Raw genomic sequence first — 23824 nt, forward strand, 5'->3', positions numbered from 1 at the left:
TATTTTTTTTCTGATACTTAATATTTCTTATATAACTTAAAGATTTTTATAGAATTTGTAGAAATAAATTAGCATATAAAATTATTATTTTACATATTTATTTTTTAAACTCTGCCAAACATCATTGATTTTATACAAATCTTCATTAGAAATTCCAGGACCAAGACTGATTCTTATGAACTCTTCAGAAGCAGTATTTTCATATCCTAGAGATAAATAAACACTTGATGTTTTTTTAATAGTACCGGAAGAGCAAGCAGGTCCAGAACTAACACATATATTATATCTATCAAAGTATGCAACCTGTACATCTGATTTGATACCAGGAATACGTACAGATATAGTATTAGGTAGTCTTTTTATTTCAGAATTAATAGGTTTATGTAACAAATTCTTTTTATCAATATTAAATAAATCTTCTAATTTATTTCTTTGTAACTCAACATTACTCCAATTATTATTTATTTCATTAATAATTGAGCATGCAACTCCTAATCCATGAATAGAAATAATATTTAGAGTTCCTGATCTCATTCCCATTTCTTGTCCACCACCATCAATTATGGGATATAAACTAATAGAATTCTGTAAAACTAAAGCAGCTGAGCCAATTGGTCCACCAAATTTATGACCAGAAATTGTCATCATATCAACACCTAAATCAAAAAAATTAACTGGTATTTTTCCAAAAGCTTGACTTGCATCTGTATGTATTACTCCATTATATTTATGGGTTAATTTTGCGATAGTTTGAATTTTCTGAATTATTCCAATTTCACCATTTGCCAGGCTTATCGATACTAAAAATTTCTCATTTTTCTCTATATTATTATAAATATTATATAAAATTTCTTCTAATTGATTAATATTTACAATGCCGTCTGAATCAACATTTAATATTATGCTATCTTTTCTACATTTAGCAACTGATGAATGTTCTATAGAAGATATAATTATTTCTTTCCAGTTTTTGCCTTTTAAAGCTAAATTATTAGCTTCTGTTCCTGTAGCACAAAATATTACAGAGATATTTTTATTATCATTATAACTAATTGCACCAAAAGATTTTTTAATATATTTACGTGCTTCTTCTATAATATTTTTAGCTTCTTGACCATATTTATGTATTGAGGATGAATTATATGGCATATTCTTTTTTATTAAAGTAATCATGGCATCAGACACATGATTATGTAATGTAGTAGTTGCGTTATGATCGCAATATATTGTTTTCATATTAATTAATAATATTACTTTTATATATTTAGATAGAATTAGGTTATATGCTATAACTTAATTATAAATATAATCAATAAAATAATATAATATATAAAAATAATACTTTTTCAGAAAATTTATAATATTAACATAAATATACTAATAAAATTATTTATTAAATTATATTAACGCCTTTTTTTTATTTATTTTAAAATCTATATTATTATAATTAGAATTATTATATTTATAGTCTTTAGACTTATAAGTATTATTTAATACTCTTGGTTTTATTGTTTTTTTAATAATTTTTGTAACTTTAGAAAAAGAATTATCATTAATTTTTTTTATATTATCTCTTTTTTTAACTATAGATTGACGCTCTAGATTATGAATACTAGTATCACTAAAAGATATAGATTCTCCTGATCTTCTTATATCATTCCTCCATTTACATCCGCGAGATAAAGCTGATTCTACTTTGATTTTAACATATTTAGGATCTAAATCTGCCATCTGACAAACAGATATAAATTCTGTGTTGTTTCCTTTTAACCATTTCAATGCATAAATTTTATTAATTTTTTCTGATTTTTTATGAGAATTGCTTGCAGCATCCATAAGAGCTTGTGTTATCACACTACGCCATAGTGCTCTAACATTACTTTTTTCTATAATAGAATTTCTTTTATCTTTAGATAATCTAGGATCATTTAAATGATTCTTATTGAGAACTATGCTTTCTTTTTGTTCATGAAAAAAATTATCATTAACTGGTGATATAATTGATAAATTTTTTTTTAATTTAAATGCATCAATAGAATTAATTTTTTTTAATTGTCTTGTCATACAAGTGGGTAGTAAATATTAAAATATTGTTAAAATATTATTACCCAAACAAATCTAAGATTAGATTATACTTGCTGGAAGGGAAAATTAAAAAAAAATATTATAAAAATGTAATATAATTAGTTATTTTTAATAATTAAATACATCTTTTAATTGTTTTTACTTAAAGTAGTATTTAATTATTAATATATTTGTAATATAATAAGTTTAATAAATCCTTTATACGAATTATTTCTTATGAATATCGTAGAATAATTTTAAAATTTTAAAAAATTTTTATTGGTATAAAGAAAAAAATATCCATTTATATGGATATTAAAGTGATAAATATTAAATCATAATAATATAATTAAAAATCTATTATTAATATAATAGATATATTTTATTATAAAATAGATTTTTTATATTTTTTAACCTTATATTTTTAACTATTTAATGAATCATTATATAATTCAACATAATGATTATTTCTAATAATATCTATCCATTTTTCGATTTCTTTTTTTGATATTTCTTCAAATAAAATATTATTTTTTAATGTATTTTTTTCTTTATCAGAAATAGTAATTTTTTTCATTGATATATCTTTTGAATCAATAATAAAAATAATTAAAAATAAATCTTCTTTAATTTTTATAGGATCACAAATAGTTCTATTATTTATTATAGCTTTTTCTATAACATCTTTTTGATTAATATTTATATCAGAAACATTAACCCAACCAATATTATAGTAATTTTCAATTTTAATATTATTTTTTTTAATTTCTGATAAAATAAAATCAAAATCTTTATTAAATTCTAAAGATTTTATATATATATCAGATATATAATTAATATTTTGAGGATTTGATTCAATAGCATAAATTTTTAATGAACCAGAATTATTAATAGTATTATTTTTTTCTAAAGATAAATTTAACATATGTTCTACAAATATATCTTTATCTTTTTTTTCTGTATCTGTGATGAATACCTGATTATCTATATAAAAATCAATAAGATTTCTGATCATTAATTGTCCCTTGATTACTTTACGAAGCTCATTTAATAAATGATTATTTTGTAATACATTATTAATTTCACTGCCATTATTTATATTTGAAGAAATTTGCATTATAGCATTATCTATCATAGAATTAGATACAGTAAGTCCGAATTTCTTAGATTCTATTTCAGCTATTTTTTCATCAATTAATGCATCTAAAATATTTAAAGGTGTATTTGAACTATGTTGCATCATTGTATTTATTATTTTCTGACGAGAAATAAAATCAAATTTAGTTATAATTTCATCATCTACTTTTGCTACAATGAAATTATCATTTAAAATATTAAAATCTTCTGCTGAAAGTTGTAAATTATTTAATAAACTTATTAAATAAAATACTATAATGAAAAAACTAATTTGAAATCTTAAGAACATATAAAAAATATAATATAAAATATTAAATAAAAAAATAATTTAGAAAGATTACTAATCTTTAAATGATTTGTTAATTTTAATTATTATTAATAATAATAATCACAATTCTAATACTTATTAAAATAACTAATTTGTATATAAAATTATAGTAATTTAGATTAATATTCTATATAAAACTTAATATATCAAGCTATTTAAAATTAAAAAATTCTACATGAATCAAATTTTTAATATACTTTTTTGCTTTAAAAATATTAATATATTAATTATTTTAATATGTTTTATAACACTAAAAATCAATACAACTTTTGCTATAGATTCATATTATAACGATGATTATAAAAATAATCATAATAATAACAGCAATATTGCATCTACACATCAGAATAAAAAAATAATTGATGATACTCCAGCAGATTCTGTAAGTTTAAATAATGATAATTTAAATAATGATAATTTAAATACTACTTTTAATAAAAACGATTCTAAAAATAAATTATCAGCCTTAAGTCTTTTTTTACAAGCAGATTTTGTAGTTAAAAGTGTTATGATAATTCTTTTATTATCATCTATTTATGGTTGGTCAATTATTTTTGATAAAATTATTTCATTATTAAATACAAAAAAAAAGATAAAAGTTTTTGAAAAATTATTTTGGTCTGGACAATCTTTAGATGTTATTTTTAGAAAATGTATTTCTTCAAAAAATAGATCTCCTACTGCTAATATATTAATTGCTGCTATGGAAGAGTTTAATATAAAAAATGAAAATAAACAGGCAAAAAATATCAGAGAACGCTTAGATAATTCAATGACCATTTCTTTTAATAGATCTGTGCAATCCCTTCAACAAGGACTTCCGATTCTTGCAATAATAGGATCTATTTCTCCGTTTATAGGCTTATTTGGAACAGTATGGGGTATAATGACAACATTTCCAAGTATTGCATCAAGTAAACATGTAACAATTGCTAATATTGCACCTGGTATGGCAGAAGCACTTTTAGCAACAGCGTTTGGTTTAGTTGCTGCTATTCCAGCTGGAATATTTTACAACAAGTTTAATGCTGATATTCAAGAAATTGAAGTGAAAATTGAAGAATTTAAAATAGAATTAATTAATATAATGTTAAGAGATCTTGATTAATATATATTTATTACAAATTCAAATTTTATTATTGAAATCTATTAATTATTAAATTTTTCATTCATTTTTATATTTATATGGGATTTGGAATTAATAATCATAATAAAAAAGGAAGAAATATAAAATTAAATAGTGAAATAAATGTTACTCCTTTTATAGATGTAATGCTAGTATTACTAGTAATATTTATGATAACAACTCCAATGATGATTGCTGGAGTAGAAGTTGATTTACCAAGAAGTAATATGGATAATCTTGAAGATATTAATGATGATCCTATTATTATTTCTTTAACAAAAGATAATAAAATTTACTTACGTGATATTATTGTTGAGGAAAATAAGTTAGTAAGTGAATTAATAAAAATTAAAAATTCAAATAACAATTCATCTAATATTAATAGTAATAAAGAAATTAATAAAATAAAAATCTTTATTATGGGAGATGAAAATATCAGTTATGGATATGTTATGAAAATTTTTGGTCAAATCAAAGGCGCTGGTATAGATAATGTTTCTCTTGTTACTGAAAATAATGATAAATAATGTATAAAAAACATTACTATTTAGAGATAATATGCAAAAATCACGTTTTTTATCTATTACTTTATCTATTATTTTACATTTAATAATTTTTATTTTATCTTTTTGGGGAATATCACGATTTTATAATGAAAAATCAATCACAATTGGCAATAAAGGATCTAAGGGTAATAATTTATCTATTGCAAAAATCACAACAATTAGTAAAAAAAAGTTATTGAAAGATAATAATGATAATATTAATTTTAATACTAAAGAAAAAGAAGATAAAAAAATACTAGAGACTGTAATAAAAAACAAAAATCAAGATATTGTAGAAAAAAATATAGATATAGATAAAAATATAGATAATAATTCTATCAAAGAGATACCTAAAAAAAATGATCTAATAAATAAAGAAAATAATAGTAGTCATAAAGAAAATCAAATTAATAAAAATAATTTATTAAATAATAAAAATATCAGTAAGAATAATAATAAAAATATAAAAAAAGAAAATATTATTAATAATAAAACTAAAAATGATAATAAAATAAAAGAAAATAGCATTTTTAGCAAAAAACTAGATGATAAAAAATTATCAAATAATAAAAAATTGGAGAAAACAAAAGATAATCATGTAAAAAAACATAATAAATCGGAATCTATATTTAATAAAACAAAAAATGTTACTAATAAAAAAGATATTAGTGAATTATTAAAAAATATTGATGATAATCGTGAAATTGATGATAGTAGTATAAACAATGATAACAAATCACAATCAAGTGGAAACGATGGAGAATATCAAAATGAACAATTAATAAGAGAGATATCAATTATTGCTGATAAGATTAATAATTCATGGAATATAGCACATTTTAATGGAGCAAGAGATGAAAAGATGAGTGCAAGAATTATTATTAAATTAGATAGAAATGCAAATATATTAAATGTTAGAGTTTTAGCAGATGATTCTAATATAAATCCAAAATACAATGAAGCTTTTATTCAAAGTGCAATATCTGCAGTATATAAAGCAGCACCATTTATAAATCTTCCACAAGATAAATATGATTTATGGAATGAAATTGAAATAGTTTTCTGTCCAAATTGCTAAAATTTTTAAGAAATTTAATGAAAATTTTATATTTTTATATAAATTATGAATTTTTTATTTATTGTAAATATAATGATTATGAAAACTAATAATGATCATGAGAACTACACAAATTAAATCTCTGATCTATGATATCTGATTTAACATCTATACATCCAAGAATACTATGAAATATATCACCGATTGTTATTAATTTGTGTCTTTTGTTTAAAATATAGTAAGTATTATTTTTATAATTTTCAGAAAATTTTTTAGAAAACCAAACCATCATTTCATTATTGTTAATCATCCACATATATTTTTCATCAAATTTTAATAACGGCATATTATTGTCATTATTTAAAATATATCTATTATTGTTCAAGATATTATCTTGACCTTGATCTGATACAAAAAATAATATTGATGTGGTTGATTTATACTCATTAATTATATTGTATAATAAATTATCAGTGTTTAATATAGAATTGTTATAAGAATTTATTATTTCACTAAATGAGCAATTACTTGGAACAGAGGAACTACAATCTGGAGAAAATATTTTTAAATCTTTACTGTATCTTTCATGATAAGGCCAAGTATTACCTACTGTATGTAAAATAATAAAATTATTGTCATTTTTATTAATTACTTTTCTCAGTAATTCTATTAAATTATGATCATTGCAATATTTATCTTGCTTAGAGATTTTATTTTCGATATCATTTTTATAAATTAGTACATCAGCTTCTAAAAATATATCTGAGAATTTATGATGCACATCTTTTGGGTAAGAACTTAAAACCGTAGTTTTAAACCCAATACTTTTCATTACTGAAATAATACTAGTTTCATGATATTTGTCAGGTTCTTTTCCAAAAAAAAGACGACGAAACATAACACTTGAAAAAGCAAGATTATTGTTATTATAAGGAAGATAGTTATTTGTAAATGAAATTAAATTATCAAGTTTTTTTAAAAGAGGTGTATTATTTACTATATCTGGATTATTTATACTCATTGCGTTTGATACTAGAGAATTTCCTATTACTAGTATTATTGTAATTTGTTGATTAGTTTTGTGAAAAATAAATTGATAATGTTTACTTATATCTATTTTACTTAAAAAATAATTTCTATTTGATTCATATATACTATTAAAACCATATTTTATAATATTAAATGGAACATATTGCGTTGATATTTTATCATTCATAGGTAAAAACCAAAAAATACATAATATATTTGCAACAATATTTATAAAATCAAATGATTTTGATTTTTTAAAATAGTAAGAAAAATATATCTCTCTATTAGAATGATAAAGATCTCTAGATTTACGTGTTATAAATATAGCTATAATAATAAACATTATTGATATAATTATTGACTGTCCTGTATAAATTAAATTTGAAATACTTGTTACTCCATTATAATACCAATTTTCTATTATATCATAATCTAAAATTATTTTATAATTTATTAAGAAATATGTAGATAATCCACCACAAGCATATGTTACACATATAATAACGTGATAAAGTAAGTTATTCCATGCAATAATAAAGTACAAAAAAAATATATTAAAAAATAAAATACAAAATTCTATTATTATTTTTAAAATATCAATAATTGAATCACAGTTATTACATTTTATTGAGAATAATATTATTGGAATATAAAAAAATATACTAAAAACTAGTGCTGGTAGTATTGATATACCTGCTTTTTCGCGAATCGCATGTATATATTTATTAATAAATGTATTACGAAGTATGTTCATTTGATAAATTTTTTATATATAAAAAATAAATAATTAATATAATATAAAACTGTTTTTAGTATTTTTAAATATTTAATATCTTTAAATACAGAGATTACAATGATATTAAAGCTTAATATTTTATATATCACTAAATTATCTTTTATCAATAAAATTACCAGAAGAAAATTTATATCCTCATTTTTTTACTAAAATTTTTAAATCTTTTATTTTACGATGTAATGCTGTTCTTTCTAAACCTATAAATTTTGCTGTTTTACTAATACTTCCATTAAATTTTTTAAGCTGCGTAGCAATATATTGTTGTTCAAATGCTTTTTTAGCTTCCCGATAAGCTTTTTGAGATAATAAATAAAGATTTTCTTCTTCATTAGAAGATATTTTATGAAATTCTAAAATCTTTCTGGGCAAATAATAAACAGATATATTCTCTATATTATTATTTATGCTATCAATAATAAATCCTCTTAATAAATTAAAGAGTTCTATCATATTTCCAGGCCAGTTATATGAAAGCATTAATGATATAGTTTCTTGATTTATAATAGGTATTCTAGTGATCATATTTTTAGATATAATTCTAAAAAAATGATTTATAAATAATTGAAAATCTTCTAACATATCTTTAAGTTCAGGCAGAAAAATTTTATTAATAGAAATTCTATTAAAAAGATCTTCATTAAATTGACCAAATTTTAATAAATTATCAAAATCTATCTGTTTTAAAGAAGTTGTACATATTATTCTAAGATCCATTTCAATTTCTTGTTTTTTAGTCTTAAATATATTATTTTGTAATTTTTCTAATATTATTTCCTGATTTTTAAGTGAGAATTTATGAATATCATAAAAGACTAAAGTCCCATGTTGACTTAATTCAAAGATATTTAAATTATTATTATTACCCTGAATATCGTTTTGAATTTGTTGTTCTGTTTTATTATAAGGATGATATTCTACAAATCTACTTAGTCCATTTTGTCTTAATGATAGATTATGTATTGTTTTAGCAACTAACCTTTTTCCTGTTCCAAATGCACCATTAATAATAACTCTAGAGTTACCTTTCGATATTTTTATACATTGTTCTCTTACATTATTAATTAAAGTATTTTTGCCAACTATTATATTTTTGATATTATTATCACTATGTTTTGTGTAATTATCATTCGCTTCTCTTACCCCAAGAGCTTTTCTTACTATAAATGAAATTTTATCACTTTTAAATGGTTTTTCCATAAAATCATATGCTCCTATTTTCATAGCTAGAGCTGCTGTTTCAGCAGTGGCATGTCCACTTATCATGATAATTGGAATTTGAGGATAATTTTTTCGAATCACACGTAAAAATCCTATTCCATCCATTTTATTACCATCATCTAACCAAATATCAACAATAATTACATCATAATTACCTATTTTTAACTTCCCTTCAGCTTGTGCTATAGTATGAGCTTCAGTTGTAATATGACCATCATCAGCTAGTATATCTGCAACTAAATTAGTTATATCAACTTTATCATCTATTATAAGAATATGTGCCATATTATAAATAATTTTAAAAAAAACTTGTTAAAACAAAATATATTAAATTTTTATTAATATAAAAAAGGCAAGATTTTTTTCCACATAGAATTTTCAATTTTATTTACAGATTCTTGATGTTTTTTTAAATCTTCTTGAGAAATATTAAAAAATCTATTATTTATATCGTATATTATTTTTTTTAAATATAAATGCGTATCAATTGTATTATTAGAACTTTCTTTTATATCTATTTCTGATTGAACAGTCCCAACCATAGCAATATAAACACTTGCTAATAATTCAGCGTCAATCAGAGCTCCATGTAGTGTTCTCTCACTATTATCAATATTAAATTTTTTACATAATGCATCTAAACTAGCTGGTGATCCAGGGTATCTCTCTCTAGAAAGTAAAAGAGTATCTATAATATGATTTTTCTCAAGGCCAATTATTCCACTAATTTTTAACTCATTACGTAGAAATTTTAAATCAAATTGAGCATTATGAATGATTAATATATCATCTCCAATAAAAGAAAGAAAATCATGAGCTACTTCTTCGAATTTTGGTTTATTTAACAAAAATTCGTCTTTTATACCATGAACAGCTATTGCTCCTGGATCTGATGGACGACCAGGATTTAACATTAAATGTATTGTTGATCCTGTTTTCATTCCATTTATAATTTCAACACATCCTATTGAAATAATTCTATGTCCCTGATTAATATCAAGACCTGTCGTTTCTGTATCAAGTGCTATTTTTCTAATCATTGAAATTATTATTAATTTGATTATTAATTTAATATTTATATCTTAAATAAATATTTTTATATTTATAATAGTTATGTTTATGAATTTGTCTATTTCAAATAAGTTTTTTATAAATCATCATTAAGAAGATATACATAACAACAAATATTATAAAAAAATATATTAATAAATTATAATAATAAAAAAATAATACTGAAAACATTTTTTAAAATTTTATGAAAATCGAACAAAAAAATAATTTATCAAAAAAATCTATAAAAGAAATTGACACTATATTTTCGATATTCAACGAAATTGAAATAAATCCTAGAATTGAGTTAAAATATAAAACACCATATCAATTACTAGTTTCTGTTATTCTCTCAGCGAGATCAACAGATATACAAGTAAATAAAATAACAGATCAATTATTTGAAAAAATAGCTACTCCTGAGGAAATGATAGATCTTGGAAAAGAAAATTTAAAAAATTATATAAAATTTTTAGGTTTATATAATAATAAGGCTAATAATATTATCGTAACATCTCATATGTTAATAGAAAATTTTAAAAGCGAAGTACCAAATAATATTAAAGATTTACTTTCTCTACCAGGAATTGGAACTAAATCAGCTAAAGTTATATTAAACGTAATATTTGGAGAATCAGTAATTGCAGTAGATACTCATGTATTTAGAACAAGTAATAGAATAGGACTATGTTCTACAAAAACTCCTATTGCAACTGAAATAGCACTTGAATCGATTATACCTAAAAAATGGCTGAATAAAGTACATCACTGGCTTGTATTACATGGAAGATACATATGTAAAGCAAGAAAACCTCTTTGTGAAAAATGTCCAATAAGAAAATTATGTAACTATTACAATAGTATTTTTATTAATTAATAATTAAAAAATATTACATTAAAGAATTTTACATTCATTTTATTTTCTGCGAACTTTTCTCTCATAAAGTTTTTTGTTAATATAAGAAGCTCCTGTTTTTGTTTTAGCCATAATATTCTGGAAAATAGCCCCCCTTGAATAGGATTAATATTTTATATTCATTTTACATTAAAGAATTTTACATTCATTTTATTTTCTGCGAACTTTTCTCTCATAAAGTTTTTTGTTAATATAAGAAGCTCCTGTTTTTGTTTTAGCCATAATATTCTGGAAAATAGCCCCGCCTCCTTGAATAGGATTCATATTTTTTGGATTAATAAGAGTTGTTCTCATTATACTATCTGCTGCTCCTTGAACTCCACTTGCACCATCACCAGCTTGAGCTGCTCCAACACCAATCATTCTATATAACATACTAGATATATTATCAAGAAATGCATTTGCAACATACATCATAGATAATAAGGCAATTGCAGCACTTGCTATACCAGTTGGAACATATAAAGTAAATGATTCTGCATTTTCTGATGTGTGAAAATCAAATAAGAATTTTGCTCCATGGCAAAGACAAAAATATTCTCTATCTAAACCAAAGACTTTCAATATTGGGCTTATATCTGTCAAAGATATTAAACATACTTTACATACTGTATAATTAAAAGTTGCTATTATTAACTGAAGAATAACTAAATTAAAAATACTAAAAACACAAAATATTGCTGCTGGAAGTATTGTAAACATAATTGCATACTTCACAGTCGCATCAAATATATGTCTTGTTGTTTTGAATAGCATGAATACTGATACAAGTGGCATTATAATAACTAATATACTCATATTGATCAGTGACATTAAATACATTAATGCAACTTTAATAGCTAAAATAAGCATCTTTATTAGACTGTATATAATTACTATTGCTAATGCAAAACATGATAATCCATTTGCTACAAGTGCAAATATCTTTGTCCATACTAATTTGCTCAGTAATAATGAGAATTCTTTTGATAATTCATTAAATATTTTTAAAGGATCTTCTTGTTTTTCTAAAGTGACAATATTTTCTGTAACAGATATTGATGGTGTATATTTTGCTGCAAGATCAATGCTACCACAAACAGTAAGATTGGCAATTTTTTCACCAAATAATTCCCAACTAGAAGCAACAGTAGTCATTGCTACAACAAATGAAAACTTTATACATAACATTAGAAACTCTTTCTGGTTAAAACTAACAATTCCCATAACAAAAGAAATTACCGTTACCATGATAAATATTACAAGTAATGGTTTAACATATTTTGCAATTTGCTCTATAGTAGCAGAATAAACTCTTGGAACTACAGCATTTTCTGACATAGATTCTCCAACCACACAAGCGTTTTTACCATAAAGAGTTTGAAGAACATGCTTAATCATATTATATAAAATACTATTTTTTTCAGATAAAGTCTGTACTTCTAAAGTATATTCACCAGATTGATCATTTATTGTACATGTTCCCTCATTTGAATAATTAATAGAATTAGGATCTATTCTAAATAATAAATTTGCATCACTACCATCATGTGAAATAACAGTATTACTAAACATAAAATTATTTATATTAAAAGTATTAAGACTGTTCCAAGTAACATGATCTTTATTTTGCCCTTTTTTAAGAATAGCATATTGTATATTAACGCTTCTAACATTAACTGAAGAACTTTCCCAATATATTTCTACTTCAAATCCACCAGCTAAAAAATTATCAGTATCAAAAACAGAAGGCTTAATACTAAAAGGAGTTCTTTCATTTGGAATTCCCGATAATATACCAGAATATGATACTCTTACTAAACCTGGATCACGTATATCATTGCAGTAATAGTTATTTTCAAGTTTATTTTTATGATTACTTTCATCTGTAGTGATATCTATATTATTATCTTTATCCTCGTCATCCTCCTGAGATATAGGAGAAGAACCAGAAGGATAAAGATATCCATCTAATCCATTCCATTTCTTTAATTTAGTTTTTAAATTTAATGATTTACATATTCTATATATAGGATCATCTTCATGAATTGACATATAAATATTTAAAGAATCACTCTCTACATAAATATTACCTTCATTTTCAAGAGCATAACTTATATCACCTATTGAAGTGCTCAATTGAAGTATTCTTCTAAACATTTGTTGTGCAAAGTTTAAAGAGTTACCAAGTCCCGCATGATCTTCAAGAGAATTAATTAAATCCTTTCTAAGATCAAGAGAAGAGAAATAATCTCTTCCCATTGCAACTAAATTAGATTTTATATCAACATATATTGGATAAATACTTTTATCATAATCATTTTCAAAATATGGTAATCCTATATTATTTCTAATAGTTTTTACATCATTAGTATCATTTATGTTATTTTTATATTGAGATAATACATTGCTATCAATATAACTAGATATATTAACAAATATATTTCCATACCAACTAATTGATAATTTATCACCATTTTTGACATCAATGCCTGTATAAACAGGATTTTCATTATATATATGCCATTCTGGATAACAATTTGGATTTTTGTTAATATTATTAATATCTTTATCTCCACTTAATAATTCTCTTAATCTACAATTACCAATAGGATATCCTTTCGGATTTGTTTTGCATTCTGTAAGCATTCTTGATGAAACGGTTTTCCATTCATTTGATGATAATACAGAATAGCAAGGATGTGAAAGTTTAGGACTATTATTTTTACTGCTATTGCTCATACAATTATTAAAATCTCTATCCAAACACCACTCAAGAGATGGTTTTAATTTATCATCAAATGAATTAGCTATAATTTTATCAATTAGATCAGAATGTACATATACAGCGTCTCTAGGTTCTCCGGATGAATTATAACGTTTTAGTTGCTTTTTTTTTAGTATACCAAACGTCATCTCTGGATAATTAAAATAAGGATCTATAATATTTATATTATTCTCTGGTTTTATAGAATTTTTAGCTTTATTATACTTCTCCATATTATAGGATGCATTGTAAGATGTCATAACTTCAGGTGTAAATCCAGAAAGATTTGGGTATGTAGGAGTCATAATACGACTTTTTCTCCCGCATTTATATACCGTATTTTTTTTAGAAAAATCTATTTTAACCGTTATAGTTTTTTCTCCTCTTATTGACCCATAATCTGTAATTGTTGGTATATCTTTCGCTGATCTTTTACAACCTTCTATTTGTTTTAATGGTCCATAATAATAATATTTATTTTTTATACCTGAGATCCCATTTTTTTGAAGTTGAACTGTATTTTGACCTTTGATACCAGAAGATGGTGTTACTTCTACAGACATGATAGCAGGACCTATATAATTTTCTCCCTTCATGCATGAAGACATACATCCAATAAATGTACTTTTTATTAAAGGATTGAGATTTTCGATCTGATCACTATTTAAGTTTCTGTTGATTCCTTGTAATAAGTTTAGTTTACATTTAGACTCACAATCTCCTTTACAGTCGATATTTTGTCCTATATTTATTGTAGTTATATTTGCATCTTCTTCTTTAGAAGTACTGAACATACCTTCATAATTAAAATAACATTCTCTGTAAACACTTAAAACCTCACTACTAAGATTAGTACTAACAATAAAAATACCAATAATACTAATTATACAGCAAATAATTATTTTATTTAGGTTAAATTTTAGTATATTAACCATTTTAAATTAAAAATATTATAATTATGATTTTGATAATATTAGGATTAATAATAAAGTAATGTTAATATAACATAACATTGATACATAAAAAGTAACTATACAACTTATATTAATAAATATAATATTCTAATAAATATTAATGCTAACAATGAAAAACAATCTTATCAATAAATTTTTATCAAGTTTACAAAGTGATGTCCCAGCTTGTACTGCAAATGCTTATAGATTATTAAATCATGGAAAATTATCTAAAACTGGATATCTTGTAATTTTACCAGTAGATCAAGGATTTGAGCATGGACCAGAAAAAAGTTTTTCAAATAATCCATTAGGTTATGACCCAGAGTATCATGTAAAATTAGCTATAGAAGCTGGACTTAGTGCATATGCTGCACCTCTTGGAATGATAGAAAATATAGCTCGTGATTACGCTGGTATGATTCCTCTTATTCTTAAAATAAATAGCAATAATATGCTAAAAAGTTCTGACACTTCACCTCATCAAGCAATCACAGCATCAGTTGAAGATGCATTAAGGCTAGGATGTATAGGCATTGGTTTGACAATATATCCTGGATCCAATAAATTCGATTCAAGTATTAGGGAAATACGTGAAATAATTGCACAAGCAAAAAAATTTGGATTATTAGTAATTATATGGTCTTATCCACGTGGTGAGGGAATTAGACCTAATATGAATACAGCTTTAGATATTTCTTGTTATGCTGTACATATTGCAGCTTTACTTGGCGCACATATTATAAAAATTAAAATTCCTGATAATATTAATGGATTAAATAATATTATACCAAATCTTGATAATATTTCTGATCGTATTGAAAAAATAATTCAATCAGCTTTTGTTGGAAAAAAAATGGTTCTTTTTTCTGGTGGAAATAGTAAAAATTTAGATATTCTTTATAAAGAAATAAATGCGATAAAAATAGGAGGAGGAAATGGGTCAATGATTGGGAGAAATGTATTTCAACGCTCATATAATGAAGCTTTAGAAATGCTTAACGGAATTAATAATATATATAAAGAAAAAAATATATAAAATATTAAAAAATTGCAATTTTGAATTAATTTAAAATTTAATATATATTAATATATTTATTAAATAAATATTTAATTAGTAATATTTATACAAATATTATATTTTTTAGAAATTTTTATCTTGATTATTTTATTATTTTTATTATATTTATATAAATAATATCTTATTATTAAAATAATATTAAGTAGTATATTATATACTAAATACATATAAATCTCCATATAATCTTATAATATTATATACTATATAAATATTAATTATTGTATATAAACTAATATTTTAAACCAATATTTTGACAAAAAACTAAACTAAAAGTAATGTTATTTATTGGTAATAAAATACATTAATTAATTTTTATTAAAACAAATGAAAAAATATGATTTAAGAGGATTAGAAGGTAAAATTCTAGTTGCTTCACCACATTTAGAAGACCCATTTTTTGAAAAAACACTTGTATATGTCTGCGCTTATGATTCATCTGGAATTGTTATAGGTGTTATTTTAAATCATGCCATAGGTACAGTATCCCCATTAGATATTTTAAATAGAAAACAGATTAGTTTACATAATGATAATGATCTAATAGATGAATATCCACTTCTTTTAGGTGGACCAAGTAATAATGATAAAATAGTAGGTTTAGATTTTTCTAACTTAAATAGAAAAGTTAAAAAAATTGAGAATCACTCATCTAATGAACAAAAAAATGAAATTTCTTTTTTTGAAAATAACGCTGGATTTGATGATAAATCTATATTTTATGATGCAAAAATAGATTCTAATATTTATACATATAGAAGTTTTTACTATAATAAATCTATAATTGCTGATTTTTACTTTGATGGAAAAGAATTAGCTACAGAAATAGTTACTAAAATGCAAAAAAAAGAAAAAAATAAAATAAAACAAAAAATAGTTTTTGCTAAAGGTATTGCTGCTTGGGAAGGAGATCAACTTATGATGGAAATATATAATAATGATTGGCTTATTATTGCACCAGATCTTAAAATTATATCTAATTATTCACAAAATAGCTGGGATATAGTAATGAATCAAAAACTTAATGTAAAAAATTCACTATATTTTGTAAATTATGCAGGAAGTGCATAATTATACATAATTATAAGTATAAATATATATATTTTAGTTAAATTTTTATTTAATTTGAAGATCTTCTTTTAAAGATATATTTTATATTATTTTAGTAATATATTATTTAAAAATATAATATTTTTAATTTTTAATTAATAATATCATTAAAATTTAATAAATAAAAGATAAATATTATTAAATTGAATAAAAATTACTAGTTGATATTTTTTTTTAAAAAAGTTAAGATTTTATTAATATATTTATAAATATTTTAATAAATTAAATATTAATTTAATTAACTTTTTAATATGTCTACAAATCAAAATAGTTATCAACTTCACCTTAATAGTGAAGATCCCAAAAATCTTTATGCCCATCTTATACATATAGCTGAGGGTTTTAAACCAATGAAAGTTGCTGTGGTACATGCAAATGATATGTTTTCATTCGAAAGCTCATTAGAAGCCGCAAAAATGGGAATAATAGATCCAATTTTTATTGGAACTAAAAGTATTATGGAAAAAATGTCATCGCAATTAAAAACTGATATTAATCAGTACGAAATAATAGATAGTGATGATAGTATACAATCAGCAATTATTGCAACACAAATGGCAAAAGAAAATAAAGTAAAAGCCCTTATTAAGGGAAAGATTCATACAGACGATTTAATGCTTCCAATAGTTAGTCGTACATCAGGATTAAGAGTTGATAAAAAAAGAATAAGTCACGTATTTATAGTATCAGCACCTAATTATCACAAACCTTTATTCTTGACAGATGCTGCTATAAATATAGATCCAGATTTAAATACAAAAGTAAGTATAATTCAAAATGCAATAGATTTATTTATATCAATTTATAAACGTAAGCCTAAAGTTGCAATTATATCAGCAGTAGAAACTGTTACAGAGCGTCTTCCATCTACTATTCATGCTGCTGCATTATGTAAAATGACACAAAGAGGACAAATAATTAATGGGATAGTTGATGGTCCATTAGCTTTTGATAATGCAATATCAAAAGAAGCTGCAATAAGTAAGGGAGTTGAATCAGAAGTATCTGGTGATCCAGATATATTAGTTGCTCCTAATATTGAAGCAGGAAATATGCTATACAAGCAAATGAGATATATGTCAAATATAGAAGGTGCTGGGATTGTAGTTGGAGCAAAAGTACCAGTTATATTAACAAGTAGAAGTGAAGAAGAAATTATGTCAAGAATAGCTTCATGTGCTATAGCTGTCGCAATGCAAAATAATAATAATTCTATATAATTTTCAAAAAAATAAAATATAACAAATAAAATTTTTTTTATTACTAAATATTTTAGTATTTTAATATTTGTTAATTGATTTTAACATTTATTAGTCTAGGAAAAAAATAGTAATAGAAATTAATATTAATACTATTTTATTAAAATTTTGCATTGCATAAAACATATTATAAAAATTATATGTTTTTATAATAATCACTACTTCCAAAAAATATTATATAAATGGAATTAATATTTATCGTTAAGTTGGCAAAATAAAATATATCAACTAATAATTAATATTATATGAATAACACAAAAAAAAATTATACAAAATTTATTGTTAAAGCTCATTTATTAAGTTCTTTTCTATTTGGTTCAATAATTGCAGGACCTTTATCAGATGTTTTAGCTTTACCAAAACCCATGACATCAGAAGAATTAATAAATAATAGTAATCTTATAGCTGTAATAACAGTTTTGAATACAACTCAAGCAATAGAAATAGATCAAATAAATGAAAAATATCAAAAATTTATTAAAGAGTATAATTTTAAAGAAAATATATCTAAAAATATACAAGATGATATTATCAATAATATTAAAAATGATGATATTAAAGATAATTTAGATTTAAAAAATAATATTAATACTAATCTTAAAATGAATTATGCAACAGCAGTGATAAATAAAATTATTCCTAAATATACAATAAAAGATTCAAAAATAACAAATATTAATAAGTATGAATCAAACTTAAAATCTGGCGATACAATTCTTTTATGTTGGAAAAATCTCAATAAAGGATCAGTAGGTGGGTGGAGCGTATCTTTTGAAAAAGATGAAATATCATATACATATTTAATATGGAATGATAATAAAAAATGTTATACTGCTACATATTGGCATGGTAAAGAAATATTAAATCCTGAAATTAAATCCTAAAACTAAATTTTGATCATAATTTTTTATAAATAAAAAAAATAAATGCTTAATCATATTATATAAAATACTATTTTTTTCAGATAAAGTCTGTACTTCTAAAGTATATTCACCAGATTGATCATTTATTGTACATGTTCCCTCATTTGAATAATTAATAGAATTAGGATCTATTCTAAATAATAAATTTGCATCACTACCATCATGTGAAATAACAGTATTACTAAACATAAAATTATTTATATTAATTTTGTATTATATTTTTTTTAAACAAAATATTCTTGCAGAAGTTTTTTAATCAAAAAAAAATAAAGTCTGATTTAATATTTAATTTATTAATTATATATTTATTTTTAGTAATTGAGTAATAATAAATTCTTATAGAAAATTTAATTAAATATATTAGTTATTGAAACATTTAGAATTATTATAATTATTAATAAATAAAAAAAATAAAGTCTGATTTAATATTCAATTTAATATATAATATATCAATTTATTAATTATATATTTATTTTTAGTAATTGAGTGATAATAAATTCTTATAGAAAATTTAATTAAATATATTAGTTATTGAAACATTTAAAATTAGATGTTATATTGTAATTGTTGGTTATAATATATTATCAACTATAGCAATAAAAGCTTTTCGTGATAAGTACTCTGGACTCGGGGGCAGTACCCGACATCTCCACCATATCGGTTTCTTATAATGGGGGTGAAATAGATTCGACAGGTATTAAATGGGAAAGTGTTTGCTCGGTATAATACCACCGTAATGGATTAAAAAAACAAATGCTAAACAAAAAATTAGCGGCAAAGTAATCAATTTCAAAGAAGCTGTTGCAGAAATGTTAAATAGTTCTTTGAGACAAGCTGTAGCCTAGTGCCAGTGGTAAGTTTGATTAGCTAAGCGGGGTTCGGGGCAAACCTGTCAACAGAATTGCCTCACATAAATAGCTATAAATTTATGATTACTATAATGTTTTATATTGTTTTATATTAAGTATTATATCTTTTTAAAATACTGATTTTAAATTCCTCATAGATTAATTTGTTTTATAGCTAATACATATAAAAAGCTATAAATTTATTAAATAATAAAAATATTATTTTATTTACTTTCAATATTTATTAATAATTTAAAAAATTAATAAAAACATTTGCTTATATTTATTTATTAGAATTAAATATGCTTAATGAAAGTAATACAAATAATATAATTTTTCAGTTTAATTCACGTATTATAATTCTTGCACTTAAAAGATTAAATGATATTTTTAAAAATGAGATTAAAATTCTTAATAAAAATGAGAAAATTGATGTAATATTAAAATTACAACGTGATAAAACAGCTATTTTTAATTATTTAAATATTCAATCTGATAATATAATAAATGCAATAAATCAATCCAATTGTTTGGAAAATAATGAAACTAATGATGAATTAAAAATAATTTGTGATCTAATGATAGAAATGAAGAATTTGCAAGAGGAATTTGATCAAATTCTAGAAAGAAAATATTATATTAGCAGTAAAATTTACACTATGATATTAAATCATATTAAAAAAAATCAAATAAATAATCGTGATAAATCAATAAATCCATCATTATTACGTCTTAATTCGAGAAAATGGGTTAGCTATACACAAACTAGTACAACTTTCACTGATGAGATTGTATAAATTTATTTTTATATTACTTTTTTAGCAATTTTATTACTAAATAATATTTTTTATAAAAATTATAAAATTTCTTATTATTATCTAATAATATTAAAATGTAATACTATTAGATTATTAAAAACTTTAAAATTAAACAAATTTTAATTTATGTTTCCAGCTTCGTTAATTAATTTAGTATCTATTCTATCACTAGTATTATTATCATTTAAATTATCATTAGTATCTTGATTCATTTTTCTTATCAAGAAACGAATAAGTTTTCTTACCTTTACAGGGCTTGTTCCATCAATACTTCTTCTTGCTATTGATGCACGCATTGGACTAACAGCTGCATATATTCCTGCATTAATATTAGGGTTAATTTTTTGAAGTTCTTGTAAATCCATTAAACCAATTTTCTGATCATTTTCGATAGCTTTATTTATAATTGAATTTGTTACTTCTATACTTTTATGTAATCCTAATTCAGTATTTTTCAAGAACCATTCTAAAATATCTTTATAAAAACTCTTAGGATTTTGCGCAGCTTCTTTTGTAAGACGTTTATTTGCTTTTATAATAAAGAATATATCTTGTGTTGCTAAAAGCATATACTCAAGATCGTCAAAACATTTAAATAAATTAGCATTCAATTCTTGATGATTAATAGTTAATGGACATGCAGCATTAACTAGAATGTTATTCACATTATTTGATATATTACATATACCTATTGATTTACTAATTATAGAATCAATTAATTCCATAGCATCATTATTACTTTGACCAAATGATGAATTGCTACTATGAGATTTTATAAAGTAAATAAAAGCATTATATTGTTGAGACCAGAACGAAATCTGACGCATAATTTTACCTATTTTAGTAGCTAGGCCGTTACTAGCATTTATAAAATCTGAAATATGACTATCATCTCCAAAAGCATCAGCAGCATTTCTTTTCACATTGCTAAAATGCAAATAACGTGCAATGATATTACTATTCATGACTAAGCTAGTTCCACCCATTGATCCTGAACCAGATGGCATTTCATTATGCTCTTGTTTAAATAATGAAAATTTATAATAGAATCTATAAAATGACATAGCATAGCTTATCATATAATATCCAAGAGACACAGGTAAAATATCTTGATTATTTATTTGTCCTGGAATTGATATTTTTAAATTTGATTCAGCTTGAGAAGCAATTTGTATTATGATTGAGCGCATTATCTCCATAATTCTATGCGTTGCTTCACGAATCCACATACGACTTGCTATATTATTCTGCTCTTTTTTCGAATAATTTAGTAAGAGATATTCTGCTGTTTGTGGGTCAGTTAGAGCTATGACTTGTTCTATAATATAAGAATTGATATCAGAATAATTTGATAAATTTTCTTTTTGTATTTCTGAATAAGTTTTAGAAGCAAGAATTCCTAATGCAGACTTTATTCTATCATAAACATTAATATTTGACTGAAGGAATCCAGCTTTTCGCAGCATTTTCAATCTTGCTTCAAATATTTTTATAAAATTGTGATAAAGTCTTATGGATGATAAATTATTTTTGTTATTCTCATTTTTTTCTTCTCTCTTGGTTCCAAGATCATTGATTAAGTTAAAGTTTTTTTCTTGAATGTTAGTATTTCTTATTTTCATATAATTTTTTATATTAATTATTAAAATTCATTAATTTAAAGCAAATATTATTTATTTTTACATTTTTGTAAAGGAAGATTATAATTATAATATTTTTTTACTTATATCAGATTTAAAATTCGCTTCAATCGATATATTATCATTTTAAATGATTTTTTCAATATGATTAAGTTGTTTTTATTATAATCTTTTTATATAATACAAATTATTAATTTCTATTACATTAATAACAAATTTTATCATTCTTGTTTGCGAATAATATTTTTTATTTTTTGTATTATATTTTTCAGCAGTATTAATACTATTAGTACTATACATTTGTTACATAATTTTTTGCATAGCAAAAAAAACTTTTTTGAGAATTTTTTCAAATATTCCAATTTATATGCAAGAGAAAATGGTGAAATTACATTATTTGAATATTCTAGTAATCGAAATCTATATGCTGATGAAGTTTTTTTTGTTGGAGAAAATAATAATATTTTATCATTATCAGATTTAGATTCAAAAAAAGCATTAATTTTATTATGGGTAACATGGAATATTGAATCAATAGATGCAATTAAAAAATTAGATAAATTAGCACTTGATGCAAAGCGTAATAACATAAAAGAAATAGATATATTTCCCATAATGGTTACAAAATCTGAGGAAGAATTTGTCAAAAGTATTCGTGAAATCAATGAAATATATAATCTAAATATAATAAGAAATTTAAATAAATATGCTGATATACAAGGCAAATTACAAACATATTTTGAAACGTACAATTTGCCTATATTAATTGTATGGAATGGTAGTAAAAACTTTTTCATTCTTGATTTACAGAAAATAGATATAAATAATATATCTATTATAGATTTTTTTGAAGATTTTAAGTAATACAACCTCATTTCTTATTTTATAAAAATTTTTTCCAGTATTTATTTTGTTTAGTAATTTTATTTTTGTATAAATGTATAAGATTTTTATTTTAAAATTTTATTTATATTTTCATAGTTGATTTAATTATATATTTCTAATTCTATATATTTTTATATATGTTATACAATTATTATTAAAAAGTAATATTTAACATTTTATTATATTAATGATATAAGATTTATTTGTATATTTATTCATTCAATGATCAATTGAATTTAGAATCATATTATTATGTTAATAAATAATGTTAAATTTTATTTAATTGCTAATATAACAA

General features: G+C 22.4%; 19 protein-coding genes and 1 other RNA gene. 11 read left to right on the forward strand and 9 right to left on the reverse strand.

Translation table 11 applies throughout. The features are described 5' to 3' along the window. Positions 1-84 precede the first annotated feature (84 nt). The 3 genes from Lyticum_RS02860 to Lyticum_RS02870 all read right to left on the reverse strand — a co-directional run bounded on the left by Lyticum_RS02860 (position 85) and on the right by Lyticum_RS02870 (position 3490). Positions 85-1236: a cysteine desulfurase family protein gene (locus Lyticum_RS02860; RefSeq protein ID WP_322498830.1), complete on the reverse strand. Its 1152-nt coding sequence runs from the start codon at positions 1234-1236 to the stop codon at positions 85-87. 162 nt (positions 1237-1398) lie between these two features. Next, the gene (locus Lyticum_RS02865) at positions 1399-2064 is read right to left on the reverse strand and encodes a hypothetical protein (RefSeq protein ID WP_322498831.1); all 666 of its coding nucleotides are present in this window, start codon (positions 2062-2064) and stop codon (positions 1399-1401) included. Positions 2065-2488: 424 nt separating this feature from the next. Further along, entirely contained in the window at positions 2489-3490 is a 1002-nt protein-coding gene (locus Lyticum_RS02870) for a hypothetical protein (RefSeq protein ID WP_322498832.1), read from the reverse strand. A 214-nt stretch (positions 3491-3704) separates the two neighbouring features. Between Lyticum_RS02870 and tolQ the strand changes: the two genes are divergently transcribed. The 3 genes from tolQ to Lyticum_RS02885 all read left to right on the forward strand — a co-directional run bounded on the left by tolQ (position 3705) and on the right by Lyticum_RS02885 (position 6278). Then, positions 3705-4637, forward strand: coding sequence for a protein TolQ (gene tolQ / locus Lyticum_RS02875; RefSeq protein WP_322498833.1), 933 nt, complete (start codon positions 3705-3707; stop codon positions 4635-4637). Positions 4638-4714: 77 nt separating this feature from the next. Next, positions 4715-5182, forward strand: a complete 468-nt coding sequence (locus Lyticum_RS02880) for an ExbD/TolR family protein (RefSeq protein WP_322498834.1) — start codon at positions 4715-4717, stop codon at positions 5180-5182. A 31-nt stretch (positions 5183-5213) separates the two neighbouring features. Then, entirely contained in the window at positions 5214-6278 is a 1065-nt protein-coding gene (locus Lyticum_RS02885) for a hypothetical protein (protein WP_322498835.1), read from the forward strand. Between the two features lie 85 nt (positions 6279-6363). Here Lyticum_RS02885 and Lyticum_RS02890 read toward each other — a convergent pair whose 3' ends face one another. The 3 genes from Lyticum_RS02890 to dnaQ form a co-directional block, all read right to left on the reverse strand. Further along, positions 6364-8040 (reverse strand): sulfatase-like hydrolase/transferase, encoded by a 1677-nt coding sequence (locus Lyticum_RS02890; protein ID WP_322498836.1) that lies wholly within the window; start codon positions 8038-8040, stop codon positions 6364-6366. A 177-nt stretch (positions 8041-8217) separates the two neighbouring features. Further along, positions 8218-9585, reverse strand: a complete 1368-nt coding sequence (locus Lyticum_RS02895; RefSeq protein ID WP_322498837.1) for a sigma-54-dependent transcriptional regulator — start codon at positions 9583-9585, stop codon at positions 8218-8220. Positions 9586-9638: 53 nt separating this feature from the next. After that, on the reverse strand, positions 9639-10346 hold the full coding sequence (dnaQ, locus tag Lyticum_RS02900) for a DNA polymerase III subunit epsilon (protein WP_322498906.1): 708 nt from the start codon (positions 10344-10346) through the stop codon (positions 9639-9641). Between the two features lie 209 nt (positions 10347-10555). Here dnaQ and nth point away from each other — a divergent pair, with 209 nt between their 5' ends. Then, positions 10556-11227 carry an endonuclease III gene (nth, locus tag Lyticum_RS02905; protein ID WP_322498838.1) on the forward strand — a complete coding sequence of 224 codons (672 nt, stop codon included), beginning with the start codon at positions 10556-10558 and terminating at the stop codon, positions 11225-11227. Between the two features lie 189 nt (positions 11228-11416). Here nth and Lyticum_RS02910 read toward each other — a convergent pair whose 3' ends face one another. Continuing rightward, positions 11417-14947, reverse strand: coding sequence for a TrbL/VirB6 family protein (locus tag Lyticum_RS02910; protein WP_322498839.1), 3531 nt, complete (start codon positions 14945-14947; stop codon positions 11417-11419). Between the two features lie 148 nt (positions 14948-15095). On the opposite strand from Lyticum_RS02910, the gene Lyticum_RS02915 reads away from it, so the two are divergent. From Lyticum_RS02915 to Lyticum_RS02930, 4 genes are all read left to right on the forward strand, one after another. Beyond that, entirely contained in the window at positions 15096-16004 is a 909-nt protein-coding gene (locus Lyticum_RS02915; RefSeq protein ID WP_322498840.1) for a class I fructose-bisphosphate aldolase, read from the forward strand. A gap of 366 nt (positions 16005-16370) precedes the next feature. Then, positions 16371-17114 (forward strand): YqgE/AlgH family protein, encoded by a 744-nt coding sequence (locus Lyticum_RS02920; protein ID WP_322498841.1) that lies wholly within the window; start codon positions 16371-16373, stop codon positions 17112-17114. 290 nt (positions 17115-17404) lie between these two features. After that, complete coding sequence (locus tag Lyticum_RS02925) at positions 17405-18373, forward strand: bifunctional enoyl-CoA hydratase/phosphate acetyltransferase (protein WP_322498842.1); 969 nt, start codon at positions 17405-17407, stop codon at positions 18371-18373. A gap of 284 nt (positions 18374-18657) precedes the next feature. Continuing rightward, positions 18658-19296, forward strand: coding sequence for a hypothetical protein (locus Lyticum_RS02930; protein ID WP_322498843.1), 639 nt, complete (start codon positions 18658-18660; stop codon positions 19294-19296). Here Lyticum_RS02930 and Lyticum_RS02935 read toward each other — a convergent pair. Continuing rightward, complete coding sequence (locus tag Lyticum_RS02935; protein WP_322498844.1) at positions 19273-19524, reverse strand: hypothetical protein; 252 nt, start codon at positions 19522-19524, stop codon at positions 19273-19275. The genes Lyticum_RS02930 and Lyticum_RS02935 overlap by 24 nt on opposite strands. Before the next feature lie 338 nt (positions 19525-19862). Here Lyticum_RS02935 and ssrA point away from each other — a divergent pair. Both ssrA and Lyticum_RS02945 read left to right on the forward strand, forming a co-directional pair. Further along, positions 19863-20246: a transfer-messenger RNA gene (gene ssrA / locus Lyticum_RS02940) on the forward strand. Between the two features lie 239 nt (positions 20247-20485). Then, the gene (locus tag Lyticum_RS02945) at positions 20486-20980 is read left to right on the forward strand and encodes a hypothetical protein (protein WP_322498845.1); all 495 of its coding nucleotides are present in this window, start codon (positions 20486-20488) and stop codon (positions 20978-20980) included. A 140-nt stretch (positions 20981-21120) separates the two neighbouring features. Here Lyticum_RS02945 and Lyticum_RS02950 read toward each other — a convergent pair whose 3' ends face one another. Next, positions 21121-22623 carry a lyase family protein gene (locus Lyticum_RS02950; protein WP_322498846.1) on the reverse strand — a complete coding sequence of 501 codons (1503 nt, stop codon included), beginning with the start codon at positions 22621-22623 and terminating at the stop codon, positions 21121-21123. Between the two features lie 333 nt (positions 22624-22956). On the opposite strand from Lyticum_RS02950, the gene Lyticum_RS02955 reads away from it, so the two are divergent. Then, entirely contained in the window at positions 22957-23505 is a 549-nt protein-coding gene (locus Lyticum_RS02955; protein ID WP_322498847.1) for a hypothetical protein, read from the forward strand. Positions 23506-23824: the final 319 nt, after the last annotated feature.

The organism is Lyticum sinuosum (genome assembly GCF_034471385.1).
Lineage (GTDB): Bacteria > Pseudomonadota > Alphaproteobacteria > Rickettsiales > Midichloriaceae > Lyticum > Lyticum sinuosum.